The sequence below is a fragment of the Streptococcus sp. HMSC034B05 genome (assembly GCF_001809055.1).
GTDB lineage: Bacteria > Bacillota > Bacilli > Lactobacillales > Streptococcaceae > Streptococcus > Streptococcus constellatus.
On the sequence record NZ_KV795585.1, the window covers coordinates 1 to 15,878 of the forward strand.

At 36.7% G+C, this 15,878-nt stretch carries 16 protein-coding genes and 2 pseudogenes; 13 read left to right on the forward strand and 5 right to left on the reverse strand.

All coding sequences use genetic code 11. The features are described 5' to 3' along the window. Positions 1-78: 78 nt before the first annotated feature. Together lacB and lacA are read right to left on the reverse strand one after the other, a co-directional pair. Positions 79-597, reverse strand: a complete 519-nt coding sequence (lacB, locus tag HMPREF2542_RS00785) for a galactose-6-phosphate isomerase subunit LacB (protein WP_006269641.1) — start codon at positions 595-597, stop codon at positions 79-81. A gap of 12 nt (positions 598-609) precedes the next feature. After that, complete coding sequence (lacA, locus tag HMPREF2542_RS00790; protein ID WP_037598516.1) at positions 610-1,041, reverse strand: galactose-6-phosphate isomerase subunit LacA; 432 nt, start codon at positions 1,039-1,041, stop codon at positions 610-612. Positions 1,042-1,209: 168 nt separating this feature from the next. Here lacA and HMPREF2542_RS00795 point away from each other — a divergent pair, with 168 nt between their 5' ends. The 7 genes and pseudogenes from HMPREF2542_RS00795 to HMPREF2542_RS00830 all read left to right on the forward strand — a co-directional run bounded on the left by HMPREF2542_RS00795 (position 1,210) and on the right by HMPREF2542_RS00830 (position 6,595). Next, positions 1,210-1,689, forward strand: coding sequence for a PTS sugar transporter subunit IIA (locus HMPREF2542_RS00795; RefSeq protein ID WP_058669739.1), 480 nt, complete (start codon positions 1,210-1,212; stop codon positions 1,687-1,689). A gap of 32 nt (positions 1,690-1,721) precedes the next feature. Then, complete coding sequence (locus HMPREF2542_RS00800) at positions 1,722-2,027, forward strand: PTS sugar transporter subunit IIB (protein ID WP_037598519.1); 306 nt, start codon at positions 1,722-1,724, stop codon at positions 2,025-2,027. A 67-nt stretch (positions 2,028-2,094) separates the two neighbouring features. After that, entirely contained in the window at positions 2,095-3,570 is a 1,476-nt protein-coding gene (locus HMPREF2542_RS00805) for a PTS galactitol transporter subunit IIC (protein ID WP_058669738.1), read from the forward strand. A gap of 68 nt (positions 3,571-3,638) precedes the next feature. Further along, positions 3,639-4,571: a 1-phosphofructokinase family hexose kinase gene (locus tag HMPREF2542_RS00810; protein ID WP_058669737.1), complete on the forward strand. Its 933-nt coding sequence runs from the start codon at positions 3,639-3,641 to the stop codon at positions 4,569-4,571. 125 nt (positions 4,572-4,696) lie between these two features. Further along, positions 4,697-5,157: pseudogene (locus tag HMPREF2542_RS09405) on the forward strand (family 1 glycosylhydrolase); the annotation flags it as partial. Positions 5,158-5,337: 180 nt separating this feature from the next. Further along, a complete protein-coding gene (locus HMPREF2542_RS00825; protein WP_037598530.1) occupies positions 5,338-5,871 on the forward strand; it encodes an isoprenylcysteine carboxyl methyltransferase family protein in 534 nt (177 codons plus the stop codon). 130 nt (positions 5,872-6,001) lie between these two features. Next, positions 6,002-6,595, forward strand: coding sequence for a hypothetical protein (locus HMPREF2542_RS00830; RefSeq protein ID WP_261674365.1), 594 nt, complete (start codon positions 6,002-6,004; stop codon positions 6,593-6,595). Between the two features lie 16 nt (positions 6,596-6,611). Here the strand turns inward: HMPREF2542_RS00830 and HMPREF2542_RS00835 are convergent, their stop codons facing one another. The 3 genes from HMPREF2542_RS00835 to HMPREF2542_RS00845 form a co-directional block, all read right to left on the reverse strand. Continuing rightward, on the reverse strand, positions 6,612-6,869 hold the full coding sequence (locus HMPREF2542_RS00835; RefSeq protein WP_003068423.1) for a GIY-YIG nuclease family protein: 258 nt from the start codon (positions 6,867-6,869) through the stop codon (positions 6,612-6,614). Beyond that, positions 6,859-7,605, reverse strand: coding sequence for a tRNA1(Val) (adenine(37)-N6)-methyltransferase (locus HMPREF2542_RS00840; protein ID WP_006268464.1), 747 nt, complete (start codon positions 7,603-7,605; stop codon positions 6,859-6,861). Before HMPREF2542_RS00840 ends, HMPREF2542_RS00835 begins: the two co-directional genes overlap by 11 nt. Before the next feature lie 96 nt (positions 7,606-7,701). Then, positions 7,702-10,056, reverse strand: coding sequence for a cation-translocating P-type ATPase (locus HMPREF2542_RS00845; protein WP_070484111.1), 2,355 nt, complete (start codon positions 10,054-10,056; stop codon positions 7,702-7,704). Between the two features lie 119 nt (positions 10,057-10,175). Here HMPREF2542_RS00845 and HMPREF2542_RS00850 point away from each other — a divergent pair, with 119 nt between their 5' ends. From HMPREF2542_RS00850 to HMPREF2542_RS00875, 6 genes and pseudogenes are all read left to right on the forward strand, one after another. After that, complete coding sequence (locus HMPREF2542_RS00850; RefSeq protein WP_039677286.1) at positions 10,176-10,928, forward strand: lysophospholipid acyltransferase family protein; 753 nt, start codon at positions 10,176-10,178, stop codon at positions 10,926-10,928. Positions 10,929-11,046: 118 nt separating this feature from the next. Beyond that, positions 11,047-11,688, forward strand: coding sequence for a DJ-1/PfpI family protein (locus HMPREF2542_RS00855; protein ID WP_058669732.1), 642 nt, complete (start codon positions 11,047-11,049; stop codon positions 11,686-11,688). 201 nt (positions 11,689-11,889) lie between these two features. Then, a complete protein-coding gene (locus HMPREF2542_RS00860) occupies positions 11,890-13,971 on the forward strand; it encodes a C69 family dipeptidase (protein WP_058669731.1) in 2,082 nt (693 codons plus the stop codon). 190 nt (positions 13,972-14,161) lie between these two features. Continuing rightward, positions 14,162-14,388, forward strand: a pseudogene (locus HMPREF2542_RS00865) (helix-turn-helix transcriptional regulator). A gap of 475 nt (positions 14,389-14,863) precedes the next feature. After that, positions 14,864-15,049, forward strand: a complete 186-nt coding sequence (locus HMPREF2542_RS10030; RefSeq protein ID WP_127502338.1) for a DUF3169 family protein — start codon at positions 14,864-14,866, stop codon at positions 15,047-15,049. Positions 15,050-15,129: 80 nt separating this feature from the next. Continuing rightward, positions 15,130-15,831 carry a CPBP family intramembrane glutamic endopeptidase gene (locus tag HMPREF2542_RS00875; protein WP_058669730.1) on the forward strand — a complete coding sequence of 234 codons (702 nt, stop codon included), beginning with the start codon at positions 15,130-15,132 and terminating at the stop codon, positions 15,829-15,831. Positions 15,832-15,878 lie beyond the last annotated feature (47 nt).

Genomic DNA, 15,878 nt, shown 5'->3' on the forward strand with positions numbered 1-15,878 from the left:
TTTCAACAGAAGTGGTTTTCTTATGTCTCATTTTATGGAGCTAGTACCATATATCTAAGTTTTTTTATATGTTTTTTATCAATCATGGTATTCGCCGCGATCCCATTTGGCATTTTCTTCGTCAAAGATATGATTATTTTTTGCAATTTCAGGGTTTACTTCAATGACCTTGTCAATTTTTTCAATTAATTTTTGATTAGTTTTTGTTGGTTCGTATTTGGTTTCTAGAAAGACATCAACAATGTTGTTAATGAGATTTTGTCCCAGGATGCGTCCGCCGAAAGCAATGATATTGGCATTAAGCTCTTTTTTGGCATATCGTGCTGTTAAGACATCTCCAACGAGGGCAACACGTGTACCAGGAACTTTGTCGGCAGAAGCAGAAATTCCGACACCGGTTCCACAAAGAGCAATTCCAAGATCGGCATTTCCGGAAACGACATTTTCTGCGATTAGGCGACCAAAGATGGGATAATGAGTACGGTGAAAGTCATAGGTACCGACATCAATGACTTCATGTCCAAGCTCTTTTAGGTGTTCAGAGATTTTCATTTTTGTATCTGTGACAATGTGATCACAACCAAGTGCAATTTTCATAGCATTTCCCTCCTAGCACAATTTATTTAACATATCAATCCGTACTTGGTGACGACCCGCATCATAATCTGCAGTTAAATACGCATCCACGCAGGCATTGGCTAATTCTTCACCAAGAATTGCAGATCCGAGAGTGATGATACGAGTAGAATTGTGACGAATTGTCATCATGGCCGAATGTTCATCTGAAACAGCAGCACAGATAATACCTCTATGCTTATTTGCGACCATGTAAGAGCCGACAGCAAAACGGTCAAACAAAATACCACGAGTAGTATCATCTTTTCGTAATTCTTCTACAAGGGCAACTGTTGAATCTATAAAATCAACAGCCCCTTCTTGCTCATTAAGGTCTTTTATCTCATAACCGAGCTGAAGCAAATGAGTTTTCACTTTATTTTTTAACTCAAAACCATCAAGGTCTGTCCCTAGTATAACTTTCATGTTTATACCTCCTTTTTTATTTTACAACAATATTATAACGCCTGAAACAAACAATGTCAAATATAAAACAACAAAACAAAACACAATAAACTATTGACAACGCTTTCAAATAATTATATAATGATTTTGTAAACAAAATAGAACAAACAAACAGAAGGAGAAGATAAGATGGGACTTAATCATTTTTTTGATAAAGATTTAGTCTTTTGTCTGCAAGCTGACAATAAAGAGCATCTTTTTAGCCAAGTTGCGGATCTTCTTGAAAAAAGGAAGATTGTGACCTCTTCTTATAAAAAGGCTTTGATTGAGCGAGAAAAGTCATTTCCGACAGGACTTGACATGGAATTTTTGGGAAAAGATTTACCTAATGTAGCTATTCCACATACGGATATAGCACACAATTTGGCAGAAAAAGTAGTAGTGGTACGGTTAGAACAATCAGTCATCTTTCATAATATGATTGCTCCTACAAAAGAAGTGGAGGTTTCGCTCTTATTCTTTATTATCAATAATTCTAATGCGAGCCAGACCAATATTTTAGCGCAGCTAATGGATTTCTTTACAGCAGATGGAAATTTGTATGCGCTATCACAATTAAACAATTCTGAAAAAATATTTCATTATTTATCAGAAACAATCAAGGATTAAACTATTAAAAATAAAAAACGGAGGATTTTAAAATGATTAAAATTTTAGCAGCCTGTGGAGCGGGGGTAAATTCTAGCCATCAAATCAAGAGTGCTCTTGAAGAAGAACTTTCTAATCGTGGTTATGATGTCCAATGTGATGCTGTCATGGTCAAAGATGTCAATGAAGACTTGATAAAAGGTTATGATATTTTCACGCCGATAGCAGCGACAGATTTAGGCTTTGAACCAGGAATTCCTGTTATTGAAGCAGGGCCTATCTTGTTTCGGATTCCAGCTATGAGCGCGCCTGTCTATGACAATATTGAGGCAGCTATCAAAGAGCATGGTTTGCACTAAATTCTTTAATAGAGCTTAATAAAATAAAAAATACAATTCAATAAAATATGATCGGGAGGATTTATTTATGAATGTCATTATTGACTTAGCTAATAAATTTTTTAAACCCATACTAGATATGGGTGCACCAATTATTATGCTGATTGTTTTGACTGCTTTGGCTTTGCTTTTTGGAGTAAAATTTTCAAAAGCACTTGAAGGCGGTATTAAATTGGCTATTGCTCTTACTGGTATTGGAGCCATCATCGGAATGTTGAACGGTGCTTTCTCTGTTTCATTGACAAAATTTGTTGAAAATACAGGGATTAAATTGAACATTACAGATGTTGGATGGGCGCCTTTGGCAACGATTACTTGGGGTTCGGCTTGGACACTTTATTTCTTGCTCATCATGCTCATTGTAAATGTAGTTATGTTAGTTACCAAGAAAACAAATACTCTAGATGTTGATATTTTTGACATTTGGCATTTGTCAATTACTGGTCTGTTGATTAAATGGTATGCTGATAATAACGGTGTGAGTCAGGGTGTTTCTCTCTTTGTTGCCACCTCAGCGGTTGTGCTAGTCGGAGTGATGAAAATCATCAATTCAGACTTGATGAAACCAACTTTTGACGACTTGCTCAATGCACCAAGTTCTTCGCCGATGACTTCAACTCACATGAATTATATGATGAATCCAGTTATTATGGTGTTGGATAAAATTTTTGATAAATTTTTTCCATGGCTTGATAAATATGACTTTGACGCTGCAAAGCTCAATAAGAAAATCGGTTTCTGGGGTTCTAAATTTTTCATCGGTTTTATTCTCGGTATTGTTATTGGAGTGATGGGAACACCGCATCCAGTTGCAGGTGTAGAAGCAGCTAAATCATGGGAATTGGTTATCAAAAGTTGGTTATCGCTTGGTTTGACTGCTGGTGTCTGCTTGGAATTGTTCTCATTGATTGGTTCTTGGTTTATCGCAGCCGTAGAACCACTGTCGCAAGGTATTACAAATGTTGCAACGAAACGTTTGCAGGGTCGTAAATTCAACATTGGTCTTGACTGGCCATTTATCGCTGGTCGCGCTGAAATTTGGGCATGTGCTAATGTATTGGCTCCAATCATGCTCGTTGAAGCTATTCTTTTATCAAAAGTTGGAAATGGAATTTTACCGTTGGCAGGAATTATCGCTATGGGAGTCACGCCAGCCCTTCTGGTTGTCACACGCGGTAAATTGATTCGGATGATTGTTTTTGGAACCTTACTGCTTCCATTGTTCCTTCTTTCAGGAACCCTTATTGCACCATTTGTTACTGATTTAGCGAAAGGTGTAGATGCGTTCCCTAAAGGTGTAGCAAGCACACAATTAATTACTCACTCTACTCTTGAAGGACCGATTGAAAAGCTATTCGGTTGGACAATTGGAAATGCGACAACAGGTGATGTTAAAGCGATTATTGGAGTGCTTCTTTTCTTAGCATTCTATATCGGAATTTTTGCTTGGTATAGAAAGCAAATGATTAAGCGAAATGAAGAATACGCTGCAAATGCAAAATAAAATAACAATAAGCTAGGCTATTCCTTTTGAAATAGTCTGGCTTTTATGTGAAAAAGAAAGGAAAAAAGATGATTCATTTGGTTTGTCCCAATCCAGCTTTGGATCGGACTGTTTTACTTAGCCATTTTAAAGAAAATGTGGTCAATCGACCAATTCAAGTGCACGAAAATGCTGGCGGAAAAAGTTTTAATGTTGCTTATGTTTTGAATTGCGAGAAAGGCGAAGAGCAAGTGAATTTTTGTATTCACACAATGCTAGGCGGCAAAATGGGGGAATATCTTCAGCAACTAAATAAAGAAAATCAAATTCCATTAGTTGTGACAGAAGTTGATAAGAATACACGTACGTGCACGATTATGGTTGATACAGAATCAGGAAAAAACTACCTTGTGTACGAAGCAGGATTTGAGCTGAGTGAGAAATTGTTAGAACATTTTACGACAAAGCTTCTAAGCCACGTTCAATCTGGTGATAGTGTTGTTTTTTCTGGTTCTTTGATGAAAGGGATGCCGGATGATTATATCGCGCAAATTGGTCGTCTTTTGCCAGAAGATGTGAATTTAGTAGTAGATACTAGTGGTGCAGCTTTGGAAGCAGCTCTTCCAGCTAAGCCTAAAGTTGTAAAAATTAACGATGAAGAATTAGCAGAATTAACAGGGCGATCAGTTGAATCGGCAGAAGAAGCAGTGAATCTTCTCAAAGAATACGCTGAAATTCCATATTTCATTGTAACAATGGGAGAAAAGGGAGTTGTTGCGCGTTTGCAAGATGATATTTTTCAGCTCACTTTTCCAAAAATTCAAGTTAAAAATCCAATTGCTTCAGGTGATTTCTTCTTAGGTAGTCTCTGTTATTCATTAGAAAATAAAGGACTAGTTGATAGAGAAGCCGTTATTCGTGCCTGTGCTTATGCAACAGCTAACTGTTTGCAATGGACTCCCAAAGTAGAGCTAGAAGATGTGAAAAGGATTATTCAGGAAATGAAACTAACAAGTTTGTAAATTTTTAGGGAACTATATAGCACTTTACCCTAATCACAATATATAGTATCTTAAAATAAGATTTTTGTAAATTTGACAACTATACTTTGTAGTTGTGTAAACAGGTATATAATTCCCTAAATTTAAATGGAGCAGGAGAAAAAGGAATGTCTATTTATGCATTAAAAGGTATTTGCGAGTATAAATTTGATGTGGATATTCCAAGAATAGATTGGGATTGGCTAATTTACCCTAAAGGTCTTTATGATATGATTATGCGTATTGTTAAAGATTATCTAATTATAAGAAAATTTACATCACAGAAAATGGTTTAGGCTATAAAGATGAGTTTGTAGATAATATGGTTTATGATGATGCTCGGATTGACTATGTTAAGAAACATTTGGAAGTTTTAGCTGATGCTATTGCGGACGGCGTCAATGTAAAAGGCTACTTCTTATGGTCGCTGATGGATGTATTTTCTCGGTCCAACGGTTATGAAAAATGCTACGCTCTTTTCTATGTTAACTTTGAAACTCAAGAGCGTTATCCTAAAAAGAGTGCTTGCTGGTGCAAAAAAATAGTGCAAACACGAGAAATTCGTTAACTAAGTTGTTTTTATATTGGGTGACAGTTCAATAGAGCTGTCACTTTTCTATTGTCCTGCTTTGAAAGTATGATTTATGTAAAGATTTTCTAAAATCTGTATGATATTTTTTAAAAGTATTGACTCATAGAATCTTCTCTTTATATAATGAAATTAATTTTGTTTTTATAAGGAGGTCGTATGACTTTATCAGGACTCATTGTTTTAGCTGTATTTGTATTTCGATTGGTATTTTTGAAAATATCTATTAAAAATGAGAAAGCGATACTAGCAAATGGCGGTCAAGAATTTGGGGTACAAAATACCAAGTACATCACTATTCTTCATATTTTATTTTATCTTTCTTGCTTTGTTGAAGCCACAATACGTCAGGTTCGTTTTGATGCGCTCAGTAGCGTGGGGCTAGGACTATTAGTATTTTCCATGTTCATGCTTTATGTTGTGACACAGCTCTTAGGTGACATTTGGACTGTAAAATTGATGCTGGTTAAGAATCATAAATTTGTTGATCATTGGCTTTTCCGCTATGTCAAACATCCAAATTATTTCTTGAATATCATTCCAGAGTTGATTGGTTTAGCACTGCTTTGCCATGCGCTTCTTTCATTTTGTGTCTTGTTTCCTTTTTATGCTTTTGTTTTATATAATCGTATCAAGGAAGAAGAGAAACTTCTTCAAGAAGTCATTATTCCAAATGGGATTGCACAGAAGTGAGCTTTTTCAAATATGAAATGAAAGAGTTCAAAATTAAACATTATTATCATTTTGTATAATTTTTTAAAAACAAAGTAAGAAATTGAGCTTTACATTGACAAAAGAGACAGAGGTGACATTGGGAGTGACTGTGAAAGCAAATAAAGGTTCTTGGGGGACGATTGACGATTTGCTTTTAACCAAAGAAGATGTGGATAAAACAGATTTGGCAACAGCAATTTCTGCTGCAAAAGAAAAATTGACAAAAGGTACACATTATACAAAAGATTCGCTTGCTAAATTGAAAGTTCAAGTAGAAGAGGCGCAGGCTGTTTTACAAAAAAATGATACAACACAAGCAGAAGTTAATGCAGAAAGCGAAGCTTTACAGACTGCCATTCAAGCACTTGTACCACTAGAAAACCAGTCTTCTTCTACTGTTCAGCATGAAGATGGTAAAAAAATAAAGGAAAATTCTGATAACAGAGAACAAAAAGGAGGAAACTCTCATGCTGGATTGACAGATTCTGATTTGTCTAATAAAAACGAAGAGACCTCTCAAATAAATAAAACCAAAGAAACTTTGCCTACTACAAGCGACGAAAAATTAGCTAAATCCAATGAACTATTACCAAGTACCGTTACTAGCATGTCATATCTAGCTGGTATTGGCGTTGTTTTTCTAAGTGTATTTGTTGCTGTTCTCTCTAAGCAAAGTATTAAGGAAATCATTGCAAAAAAGTAGAAAGCAATAAAACTTTCTACTTTTTCTTATCTGCAATATATTCTAATTTTTGTTGTCGTGTTTTTCTTTTAAAGAGGGCTTCAGCTGACATGGCAGAAGGTTTATCAGGGAATTCTTCTTGGTACAAAAGCGTAACGGGTAATCGTGCACGTGTGTATTTGGCACCCTTTCCAGCATTGTGTATATGAAGTCGTTTTTTGATATCGGTCGTGTAACCTGTGTAGAGAGAACCGTCAGCACATTCAAGGACATACATAAAGGCTTTATTTTCCATAATAAATTTCGTGAATTTCTGGAGTATAACTGCCATCTTGATTGTGAATGAAAAGTGGTGGCAGGATTTTTAGTCCGTCGCGAGAGCCGTCTTTGATAGCTTCAATGAGAAGCATATTGGCTTTTCGATTTGCCTTTGGGTAAACAAACTGAATGCGTTTCGGAGCTAAATTGTGAGCTGTCATGGTCTCAATAATATCAAGGAAGCGTTCAGGACGATGGACCATTGTTAAACGTCCGTTTGATTTTAAAACCCGTTGAGAAATTTGACAGATTTCTTCCAAATTTGTCGCAATTTCATGACGTGCAAGCAAATAATGTCGGCTTGCATTGAGATTAGAATGTTCATCTACTTTAAAATAAGGCGGATTGCAGAGGATCATGTCTACTTTGCTACCACTGATATATCTGGTGAGATATTTCAAATCATCTTGAATGACCTGCATTTGGCTGGTTAGATTATTTAGCTCAATAGAGCGTTGGGCCATATCTGCGAGACGTTCTTGAATCTCAACAGCAATGATTTGGGCTTGCGTGCGCGTGCTTGCAAAAAGTCCAACAGCACCATTTCCGGCACAGAGATCCACGATAAGACCACGCTTAGGTAAGTTTGGAAAGCGGGAGAGGAGCACGCTATCTACTGAATAGCTAAAGACCTCTCGATTTTGGATAATTTTGACGTCAGTAGAAAAGAGCTGATTGATTCGCTCACCGTCTTTTAAAAGAATTTCTGCCATATACCCTTATTATATCATGATGTAGAGGAAAAGAAGCAATAAAAAAAAGCAGTAAGACAAAAATGTACGGTTTTTCTTACTGCTATAGGTTAAATTTTACAAATTCTGTTCCCGTTCATTCTGTCTGTGTGTCACAACAATAAAAGTAATTGTAAAGAGGAGCATCAGAATGAAATAGATTGGCAAACTGTTGCTGGTTAAGGTAGTGATTTCAATGTACTTTTGCAGGATAATGGCTGTTCCGAAGAAGCCAATGAGCGACCAGAGGATAAGTAGAATCCGCCAGAGATTGAGCGGAAGGCAGGCTCGGACAACAGATAGAAATCCGATAGAGCCTAATAAATAATAAAGCAAAGTTGAGATTTCTAGTTGTGACCAACTATGCAATCCACCGAAAATACTGACAAATAAAACGCTAAAGACGACCATTAGCCCGCTAGGTAGCGCCTTGAAAATTGCTTTTTTAAGGAAATCTTGTTCAACAGGTTTGATATTCCGCTCAAAGGTGAGGACAAAGGGCGGCAAACCTTCAACAAATTGGTCGATCAAGGTGATTTGAATGGGGATAAATGGAAAGACTAAGAGCCATTCTACTCGACCCAGTAAGATACTGGAAATACAAATGATTGTCAAAATGAACGAATAAGTTGTTTTAATGAGGAAAATTGGTGCAATGCGGGCGATATTATTAACGACGCGGCGTCCTTCAAAGAGAATTTCAGGTACATCGTTAAAATCAGAATTAAGCAACACCAGATTGGCAACTTGTCGTGTTGCAGGATCCCCTTCAGCCATGGCAATGGAGCAGTCTGCTTCCCGTAAGGCTAGAATATCATTGACTCCGTCACCAGTCATTGCTGTGGTATGCCCTGCTTTTTTCAGGGTTTGAATGATAAGTTTCTTTTGATGAGGAGAAACGCGGCCAAAGATAGCTGTCTTTTCTGTCAACTCAATCAATTCTTGATCCGTTACTTTTGAACAGTCAACATAACTTTGGTAATTTGAAAAACCAGCTTTTGCAGCAATGTTTGATACAGTAATTGGATTGTCACCTGAGATGATTTTTAAGCCCACTTCTTGTGAGCGTAAGTATTCCAAAGTATCAGCTGCTCCGTCACGAATCGGATCTGTGATTTCTAAAATAGCAATGGGTTGAATGCTACTTGGTAAGTGAATATGTTTATGGTCAATGCGTTCAGGACTAATAGCTAAAGCGAGCACACGCGAACCACGCTTTTGAGCTTCCTGTGCTAGCTCAATTTCTTCATGAAAGAGCATTTCAGGCGCACCGAGAAAGACAGTACCTAAGTCCGACATTTCCATAGCTCCCCATTTACGGTCACTCGAAAATGGAATCATATTACTTGTTTGATAGTCAGTCGGAGTAGTAAATTGCTTGCGAATGGCTTGGGCAGTTGGATTATTGTCATCGCTTGCAGTGATATAAGCACTAAGAATGTCAGAGATGGCTTGTTCTGAAAAATCTTCTGTGAGTGGGCTGAAGGTTTCAACGTGCATTTTCCCTTGTGTAATGGTACCTGTCTTATCAAGACAGAGCATATCAACACGGGCCAATGTTTCAACGGAGTACATTTCTTGTACGAGGACTTTTCGTAAGCCCAGCTTGATGACAGCTGTTAAAAGAGAAGTAATCGTTAAAAGAGCAATTCCTTTTGGTAGCATTCCCAGAAGAGCCGTTGAGGTATTGACAACTGAGTCTTTGACAGGTAAATGTTTTACAAAGAGAGCTTCTAGAAAGAGCGCAATTCCGAAAGGGATAATGATTTTTCCTGTAAAACCTGCAATCCTGTCCATGGATTTCATGATACGAGAATTGATTGGTTTGACAGTCTTAGCCTCTAGCATAAGTTTAGAAGCATAATTATCAGAGCCTACATGAGTGATTTTGGCAATAACACGCCCGCTGGCAAGAAAACTTCCTGAGAGCAATTGCTCCCCAATCTCCTTTTGAACAAGGTCACTTTCACCTGTCAACATGGCTTCGTTCACTTCTGCAAAACCGTCTAAAACAGTTGCGTCACTTGGAATCTGCTCCCCCGTAGCCAGTTGAATACAGTCATCCAAGACTAAGTCTTCTGGATTGATTTGACTAGATTTACCATCGCGAATGACCGTTATCTTTTCTTTGTTTAAAAGATTCAGTTTGTCGACCATGTGTTTAGCTCGCAATTCTGTCACGATACCAGAGAGGGCATTGAAGCAGATAACAGCAAAGAAAACCAAGTTGCTCCATGCTTGCACAGCAACAAGCGCCAGGGCAATTGCAAAATTTAGTGCATTAAATAGCGTAAAAACATTGCGCTTGATGATTTTCCAGGTGCTGGTACTCGTATTGGCTGTAAAATCATTGGTAAGTCCTTGAGCAATTTTTTCTTGGACTTGTTGGTGGGTTAATCCCGTAAATTCTTTCATGTTCATGAGGATAATCATACCATTTTTTTAGTAAAATTTCTAATAGAATCCATTCGGCTGCGACACTTTTATGACGAAAAAAGTTTGCGAGCAAGAATTGGATAAGGTATAATGGAAGAAATAAGAAGGGAGAGGTTATGTTCTACAGATATTTAAGAGGATTAGTGATGTTGATTTTATGGGCTATAAATGGTAATGCTCATTTACATCATCTGGAGAATATTCCTGACCAAGAGGAAAATTATATTTTGGTAGCACCGCACCGTACCTGGTGGGATCCTGTTTATATGGCTTTCGCTACAAGACCCAAGCAATTTATTTTTATGGCAAAAAAAGAATTATTCACGAATCGCGTTTTTGGTTGGTGGATTCGGATGTGTGGTGCTTTTCCGATTGACCGTGAAAATCCTGGAGCATCCGCTATCAAATACCCTGTAAAAATGCTGAAATCAAGCAACCGCTCGTTGATTATGTTTCCAAGTGGCAGCCGTCATTCTAAGGATGTTAAAGGAGGAGTAGCTTTGATTGCCAAAATGGCAAAGGTACGGATTCTTCCGGCCGTTTATGTCGGACCGATGAGCCTGAAAGGTTTAGCAAAAGGTGAGCGTGTGGACATGGATTTTGGCCAGCCGATTGATATTTCAGACATCAAAAAGATGAATGATGAAGGCCTAGAAGAAGTCGCCCGTCGTATTCAGACAGAATTTGATCGTTTAGATGCAGAAGTAGCAGCTCTTGAAGTGAAAAAAAGTCCGAATATATTATTGCTGTTGCCACGTTTGATTGCCCTCTTACTATCCCTTGTTGTTGGCTTGTTGACATTTGTTTTTAGTTTTATCGCAAGCTTTGTTTGGGATCCTGAAAAGCATAGAAAATCAAATCTCTTATAAAGGATGATAACTATACGCCTATCTGGATAGCAGCAATCGTACAGAATGAAATGGAATTTGTATATCTGGCAAAGCAAGTGTAGCAAACATTTGATCTATGTTTCTAAAAGGAGCCTCTATGAAAATAGCAGTTTTACTGTATCCAGCGTGCTCATTGCAGGAAATCACAACTTTGACATCCATTCTTTGTCTTTCTTTTGGGCAGTCTTTGGACTATCTTGCTTCAGAAAAGAAAATTTATACAAGTGAAGAAGGATTACAAGTTATTCCGGATTTTACTTTTAAAGAAGTTCAAGGTGTAGTGTATGATTGTATCATATTGCCAGGTACACAGGAGCCTTTTGTTAGTCTCTATGATTCTAGACTCATCTCTTTTTTGAAAAATGTAGATATCAAGCGAACAATAGTAGCTGCCATTTCTTCGTCACCTATGTTTTTGGGAAAAGCTGGTTTATTGAGAAATCGATATTATACAGGCGGTTTATATATGGAGTTAGTAGACTATTTTTCTTTTTTGGAAAAAGAAAATATGCTCCATCAGCCAGTTGTAAAAGATAAGAATGTTATCACAGCTATTGGATTTGCCTATACAATATTTTCTCAGACTGTTTTGGATACTTTAGGATTAGAATTACCGAGCGATTTCTTTTTGAGAAAAAATTTCTACAGCCCAGAGGAATTAACTTATCATTTAGAAGCAAGCGATTACCAAAAAATACTGCAAAAGATTTCACAATATGAACGATGTATCCAGGAATGATTTCCTGGTTTTTTTATTGTAAATGTTAGGACAAAAAGAACAATCAATACATAAATTATACATGAAAGCGCTTGCTAAAATAGATTTAAAATAGTATACTAAATTTAAGGTATACGGTTTTAAAAAGGTGATAAGAGTGTGCATTGCTCTTATTTATAAAAAGTTGATGTATTCAACATGCAATGATAAAAGGAGAAATATATGAAAAAATTGATTTTTCGTTTAACAATTTTATTATCTGCTCTCATTCTCTTTCCTTTCCAAGCAGTTGAAGCTTGTACAGGTTTTATTGTTGGGAAGAACTTGACAGCAGATGGTTCGACTTTGTATGGTCGTACAGAGGATTTGGAGCCTCATCATAATAAAGTCTATAAAGTCCATCCAGCTAAGGACAATAAAGCAGGTGCAAAGCTGATTGATGAAGCCAATGGTTTTGAATGGCAGTTACCTGCTCGGAGTTATAAATACACTTCGGTTTCAGACGTCACGCCAAAAGAAGGTATTTTTGACGAAGTAGGCTTCAATGAACATGGAGTATCTATATCAGCCACTGTTTCTGCAAAAGCAAATAAAGCTATTCAAAAAGTTGATCCTTATGTTGAAAAAGGCTTAGCAGAGTCTATTATGACTACAGTCGTTTTACCACATGTAAAAACGGCTCGTGAAGGTGTGGAACTCATCGCGGAGATTGTCAAAAAGCAAGGTGCTGCTGAAGGCAATATCGTGACAATTGCGGATAAGACGGGTGTTTGGTACATGGAAATCCTCTCTGGCCACCAATATGTTGCCATTAAATATCCCGATGATAAATATAGTGTTTTCCCTAATACTTTCTTCTTAGGAAGTGTTGATTTTAATGACAAGGAAAATGTCATTGCTTCAGAAAATGTGGAAAAGGTAGCGCGTGATGCTAATTCTTACAAGGAGATTGATGGTAAATTCCATATTTCCCAATCTTATAATCCACCAATGTCAGAGGCAGATCGTTCGCGTGCTTGGGCAGGTATTAAGGCTTTGAATCCAGACGCACCAGTCAATTATGATGATAAATATTTTGATTTGTTGCAATCTAGCAATAAGAAAATCAGTGTTGCAGATGTGATGCGGATGCAGCGGAACCGTTTTGAAGGAACGCAATTCAAACCACTAGACCAAATGGAATTAGACGGTAAAGGCATTCCTCAACGTGGAAAAGTAGATCCAGTCTATAAATATCCGCTTGGCAACCCAAACGTAATGGAAGCACACATTTTCCAATTGAAAGATAATATCCCTGCTAGCATGGGTGGTGGTACGATGTGGCTTTCCGTTGGAAGTCCTCGTTTCGCTCCATACCTACCATATTATGGAAATATTACCAATACGTATTCAGCTTACCAAGTTGATACAACGAAGTACGACAAAAATTCGTGGTATTGGGTTGCATCTCACATTTACGATATGGCGGCCAAACACCAAAAATTATTTGGCAATAGTGTACAGGAAAAATGGAAAGCTTTAGAAGCACAATGGATTGAAGAACAAGCTAAGGCTGACGAACAATACGCAGCTGCAGGCGGAGCTTCGTCAGAAGAAGTGACTGCAGCTAGTATGGCACGTGCGGAAAAAGTCTTTAAAGAGATGAAAGCTCTAGAAGCTGAAATGGAAGAAAAGATCAAAAATGAGCAAACACCGCCAAGTTCTAGCACAGAACCATCTTCAAGTACAAGTGAGTCATCTTCAACTTCGTCTACATCTCAATCTTCGTCAAGTACAAACGAAACTTCTACATCTAGTTCATCAGATGTTGAAAAACCAAAACCAAACGATACTTCTGATACCTTAGTGGATACAGCTACAGGTGTTCGTTTGCAAAATGCAGATTTAGTAAAGGCTAATCTCAAATTAGCAGTTAAAAAGACAATTGAAGAAAATGCAGATAGCTATGATATTACTTTGACCAATCCAAAAGGTGAAGCAGTGTCACAAGTTAGCTCCACATTAGTGACAGTACCAGTGAAACAAGGTGCTACGGTGGAATCTGTTTATGCTATGAAAGATGGTAAACAAGCAGAAAAATTTGACTTTGTTCTCAATAAAGATAAAACGATTAGCTTTAAAACAACTCACTTCTCTACTTACAAAATAAATTATAAAGTTGTAAAAGAAGCGCCAAAGCAAAACAAACGTGGTTTTCTTCCATCAACTGGTGAAAAAGTGACTTTCCTTGATTTAGTAGGGATCGTTATTTTAGGAATTGTGATCTTTATCTTAGCAAAACGTTCAAAAAAGAATAATGAATAGTTGAAGCAAGAAAGTCAATATCATCTTGAAGAATTCCTTCAAAGTTGGATACAAACTAACTTTGGGGGATTTTTATATGGATTGGATAGCTGTATACTATAAATTGAAAATGATAATATTTATTTTGATAATAATAATTGTCAAAATGACAAATATATGTTGTAATAAAATTGTGAAAGGAGAATATGGTATGAAGTTGAGAAATCGGCTCAAGGAACTTCGAGCAAGAGATAGGCTCAATCAAACAGAACTAGCAGAAAAGCAGGAATTTCTCGACAAACCGTCAGTTTAATCGAACGGGGAGAGTATGCTCCATCTGTTATTATTGCCTTAAAGATTGCTCATATTTTTGGAGAAAACGTAGAAAATGTAGTTTATCTAGAGGAGAATAGTAATGAAAAAATGGATGAAAATTAGTGATTTGATGATAGTCAGTGTTTTGATGGGAATTTTTGTAGCCAATAGCTGACTCGAAACTTTCCATTTTCCAACTTTTTTAAATAGTACACTTTTAGGATGGATTATTCGTTTGCTCAATCTGATTTTATTCTGCACGATGATTTATTTACTATCTTCTAGTCGGAAAATTCAGAAACAATCGGAATCAAGAAAAGAAAATGAGTTAATTGAGCAGCTTTACCAGAAGATGTTTAAAAATCTGGAATACGGCACCATTTCCCTAGATGTGATGACAATTTTGGTAATTTTTGATATACTAACTTCACTTAGTTTAGCTATCACTAAAAATAGTTTTTCACTTAGAATCAGTTTGTTTTCTTATTTAACCTTGTCTTTCGTCATATATGGGCAATATTACCTCTAAAAAACAATTGAGCAGGTTTGGCATTTTAAACTACCAACGTTTGCATTTCCTGAAGACATTTCAATATTTATGAAAACTTATGATGAAGCAGAACGAGAAGCGTATTATAAGCAGAACTTTAAAATCCTTTTTCAGTTAAATCAGTTTATTTTGCCAGTACTTTACGTTTTCGTCTTTGTCATCTCGCTTAGCTTACGTGAGATTCAATATCTTCCCATTGCAATTGTAGTATTTATCCACTATACGTCAATGTGATGAACTTTTCTATGGTGAAAAATAATTTTAAATAAGCCGTAAACACTGTAAAATAACTAGTGAGAAAGGGAGAATCTTTAATGAAAAAAATAGCCCATATAGGACTTGGAATTTTAAAATTATTGGGATTAATTGTTTTAGTTATGGTCATCAATGGCATTCCTATGTTATTCTTAGCAAAAGGACAAAATCTACCAATATATACAGAAATTTTACTGGTTTTAGCCTACCTTGTGCTCGTGTTTTTTGCTATCCGCACTTTATGGAGAAGATACCAAACACATATCTCAAAAGACGTCAAAGTTCTGTCGTTTTCTTGGGGAGATTTTGGAAAAGCCTTGTTATTCTTTTTAGTGGCGAGAGTGGTAGCAGTAGTTGGAACTTATCTAAATATTCTGTCAACAGGGCAAAGTACAACCAGCAACGATAACGCTTTACAAAATCTAGGAAAAATTATGTCAGTTGATCACATCTTTTTTGCTCTGTTATATGTGATGACGGTTGCAGTGATAGCTCCGATAATTGAAGAACTGGTGTTCCGCGGTTTTGCGACAATCTTTTTCTTTGAAAAAGATCAAAAAATAGTGGCAGCGCTCATAACATCTATCATTTTTGCACTTCCTCATATTTCAAAATGGACAGAATTTCCATTATATTTTGCAATGGGATTAGTGCTTTATGCCGCATTTGCACGTCGGGGAAATCTGAAAGATTCAATCGCTGTACATATCTTAAACAATACACCAGCAGCTATAATCATGCTGATTGCGATGTTTCAATAGTGATCTAAAAATAGTGCAATCATTACAATAAAAACACGAATGGAATT

Excerpts from the sequence above, each read along its gene's own strand:
- lacB (WP_006269641.1), bottom strand. The coding sequence starts at position 597 with ATGAAAATTGCACTTGGTTGTGATCACATTGTCACAGATACAAAAATG.
- lacA (WP_037598516.1), bottom strand. The coding sequence starts at position 1,041 with ATGAAAGTTATACTAGGGACAGACCTTGATGGTTTTGAGTTAAAAAAT.
- HMPREF2542_RS00795 (WP_058669739.1), top strand. The coding sequence starts at position 1,210 with ATGGGACTTAATCATTTTTTTGATAAAGATTTAGTCTTTTGTCTGCAA.
- HMPREF2542_RS00800 (WP_037598519.1), top strand. The coding sequence starts at position 1,722 with ATGATTAAAATTTTAGCAGCCTGTGGAGCGGGGGTAAATTCTAGCCAT.
- HMPREF2542_RS00805 (WP_058669738.1), top strand. The coding sequence starts at position 2,095 with ATGAATGTCATTATTGACTTAGCTAATAAATTTTTTAAACCCATACTA.
- HMPREF2542_RS00810 (WP_058669737.1), top strand. The coding sequence starts at position 3,639 with ATGATTCATTTGGTTTGTCCCAATCCAGCTTTGGATCGGACTGTTTTA.
- HMPREF2542_RS00825 (WP_037598530.1), top strand. The coding sequence starts at position 5,338 with ATGACTTTATCAGGACTCATTGTTTTAGCTGTATTTGTATTTCGATTG.
- HMPREF2542_RS00835 (WP_003068423.1), bottom strand. The coding sequence starts at position 6,869 with ATGGAAAATAAAGCCTTTATGTATGTCCTTGAATGTGCTGACGGTTCT.
- HMPREF2542_RS00840 (WP_006268464.1), bottom strand. The coding sequence starts at position 7,605 with ATGGCAGAAATTCTTTTAAAAGACGGTGAGCGAATCAATCAGCTCTTT.
- HMPREF2542_RS00845 (WP_070484111.1), bottom strand. The coding sequence starts at position 10,056 with ATGATTATCCTCATGAACATGAAAGAATTTACGGGATTAACCCACCAA.
- HMPREF2542_RS00850 (WP_039677286.1), top strand. The coding sequence starts at position 10,176 with ATGTTCTACAGATATTTAAGAGGATTAGTGATGTTGATTTTATGGGCT.
- HMPREF2542_RS00855 (WP_058669732.1), top strand. The coding sequence starts at position 11,047 with ATGAAAATAGCAGTTTTACTGTATCCAGCGTGCTCATTGCAGGAAATC.
- HMPREF2542_RS00860 (WP_058669731.1), top strand. The coding sequence starts at position 11,890 with ATGAAAAAATTGATTTTTCGTTTAACAATTTTATTATCTGCTCTCATT.
- HMPREF2542_RS10030 (WP_127502338.1), top strand. The coding sequence starts at position 14,864 with ATGAAAACTTATGATGAAGCAGAACGAGAAGCGTATTATAAGCAGAAC.
- HMPREF2542_RS00875 (WP_058669730.1), top strand. The coding sequence starts at position 15,130 with ATGAAAAAAATAGCCCATATAGGACTTGGAATTTTAAAATTATTGGGA.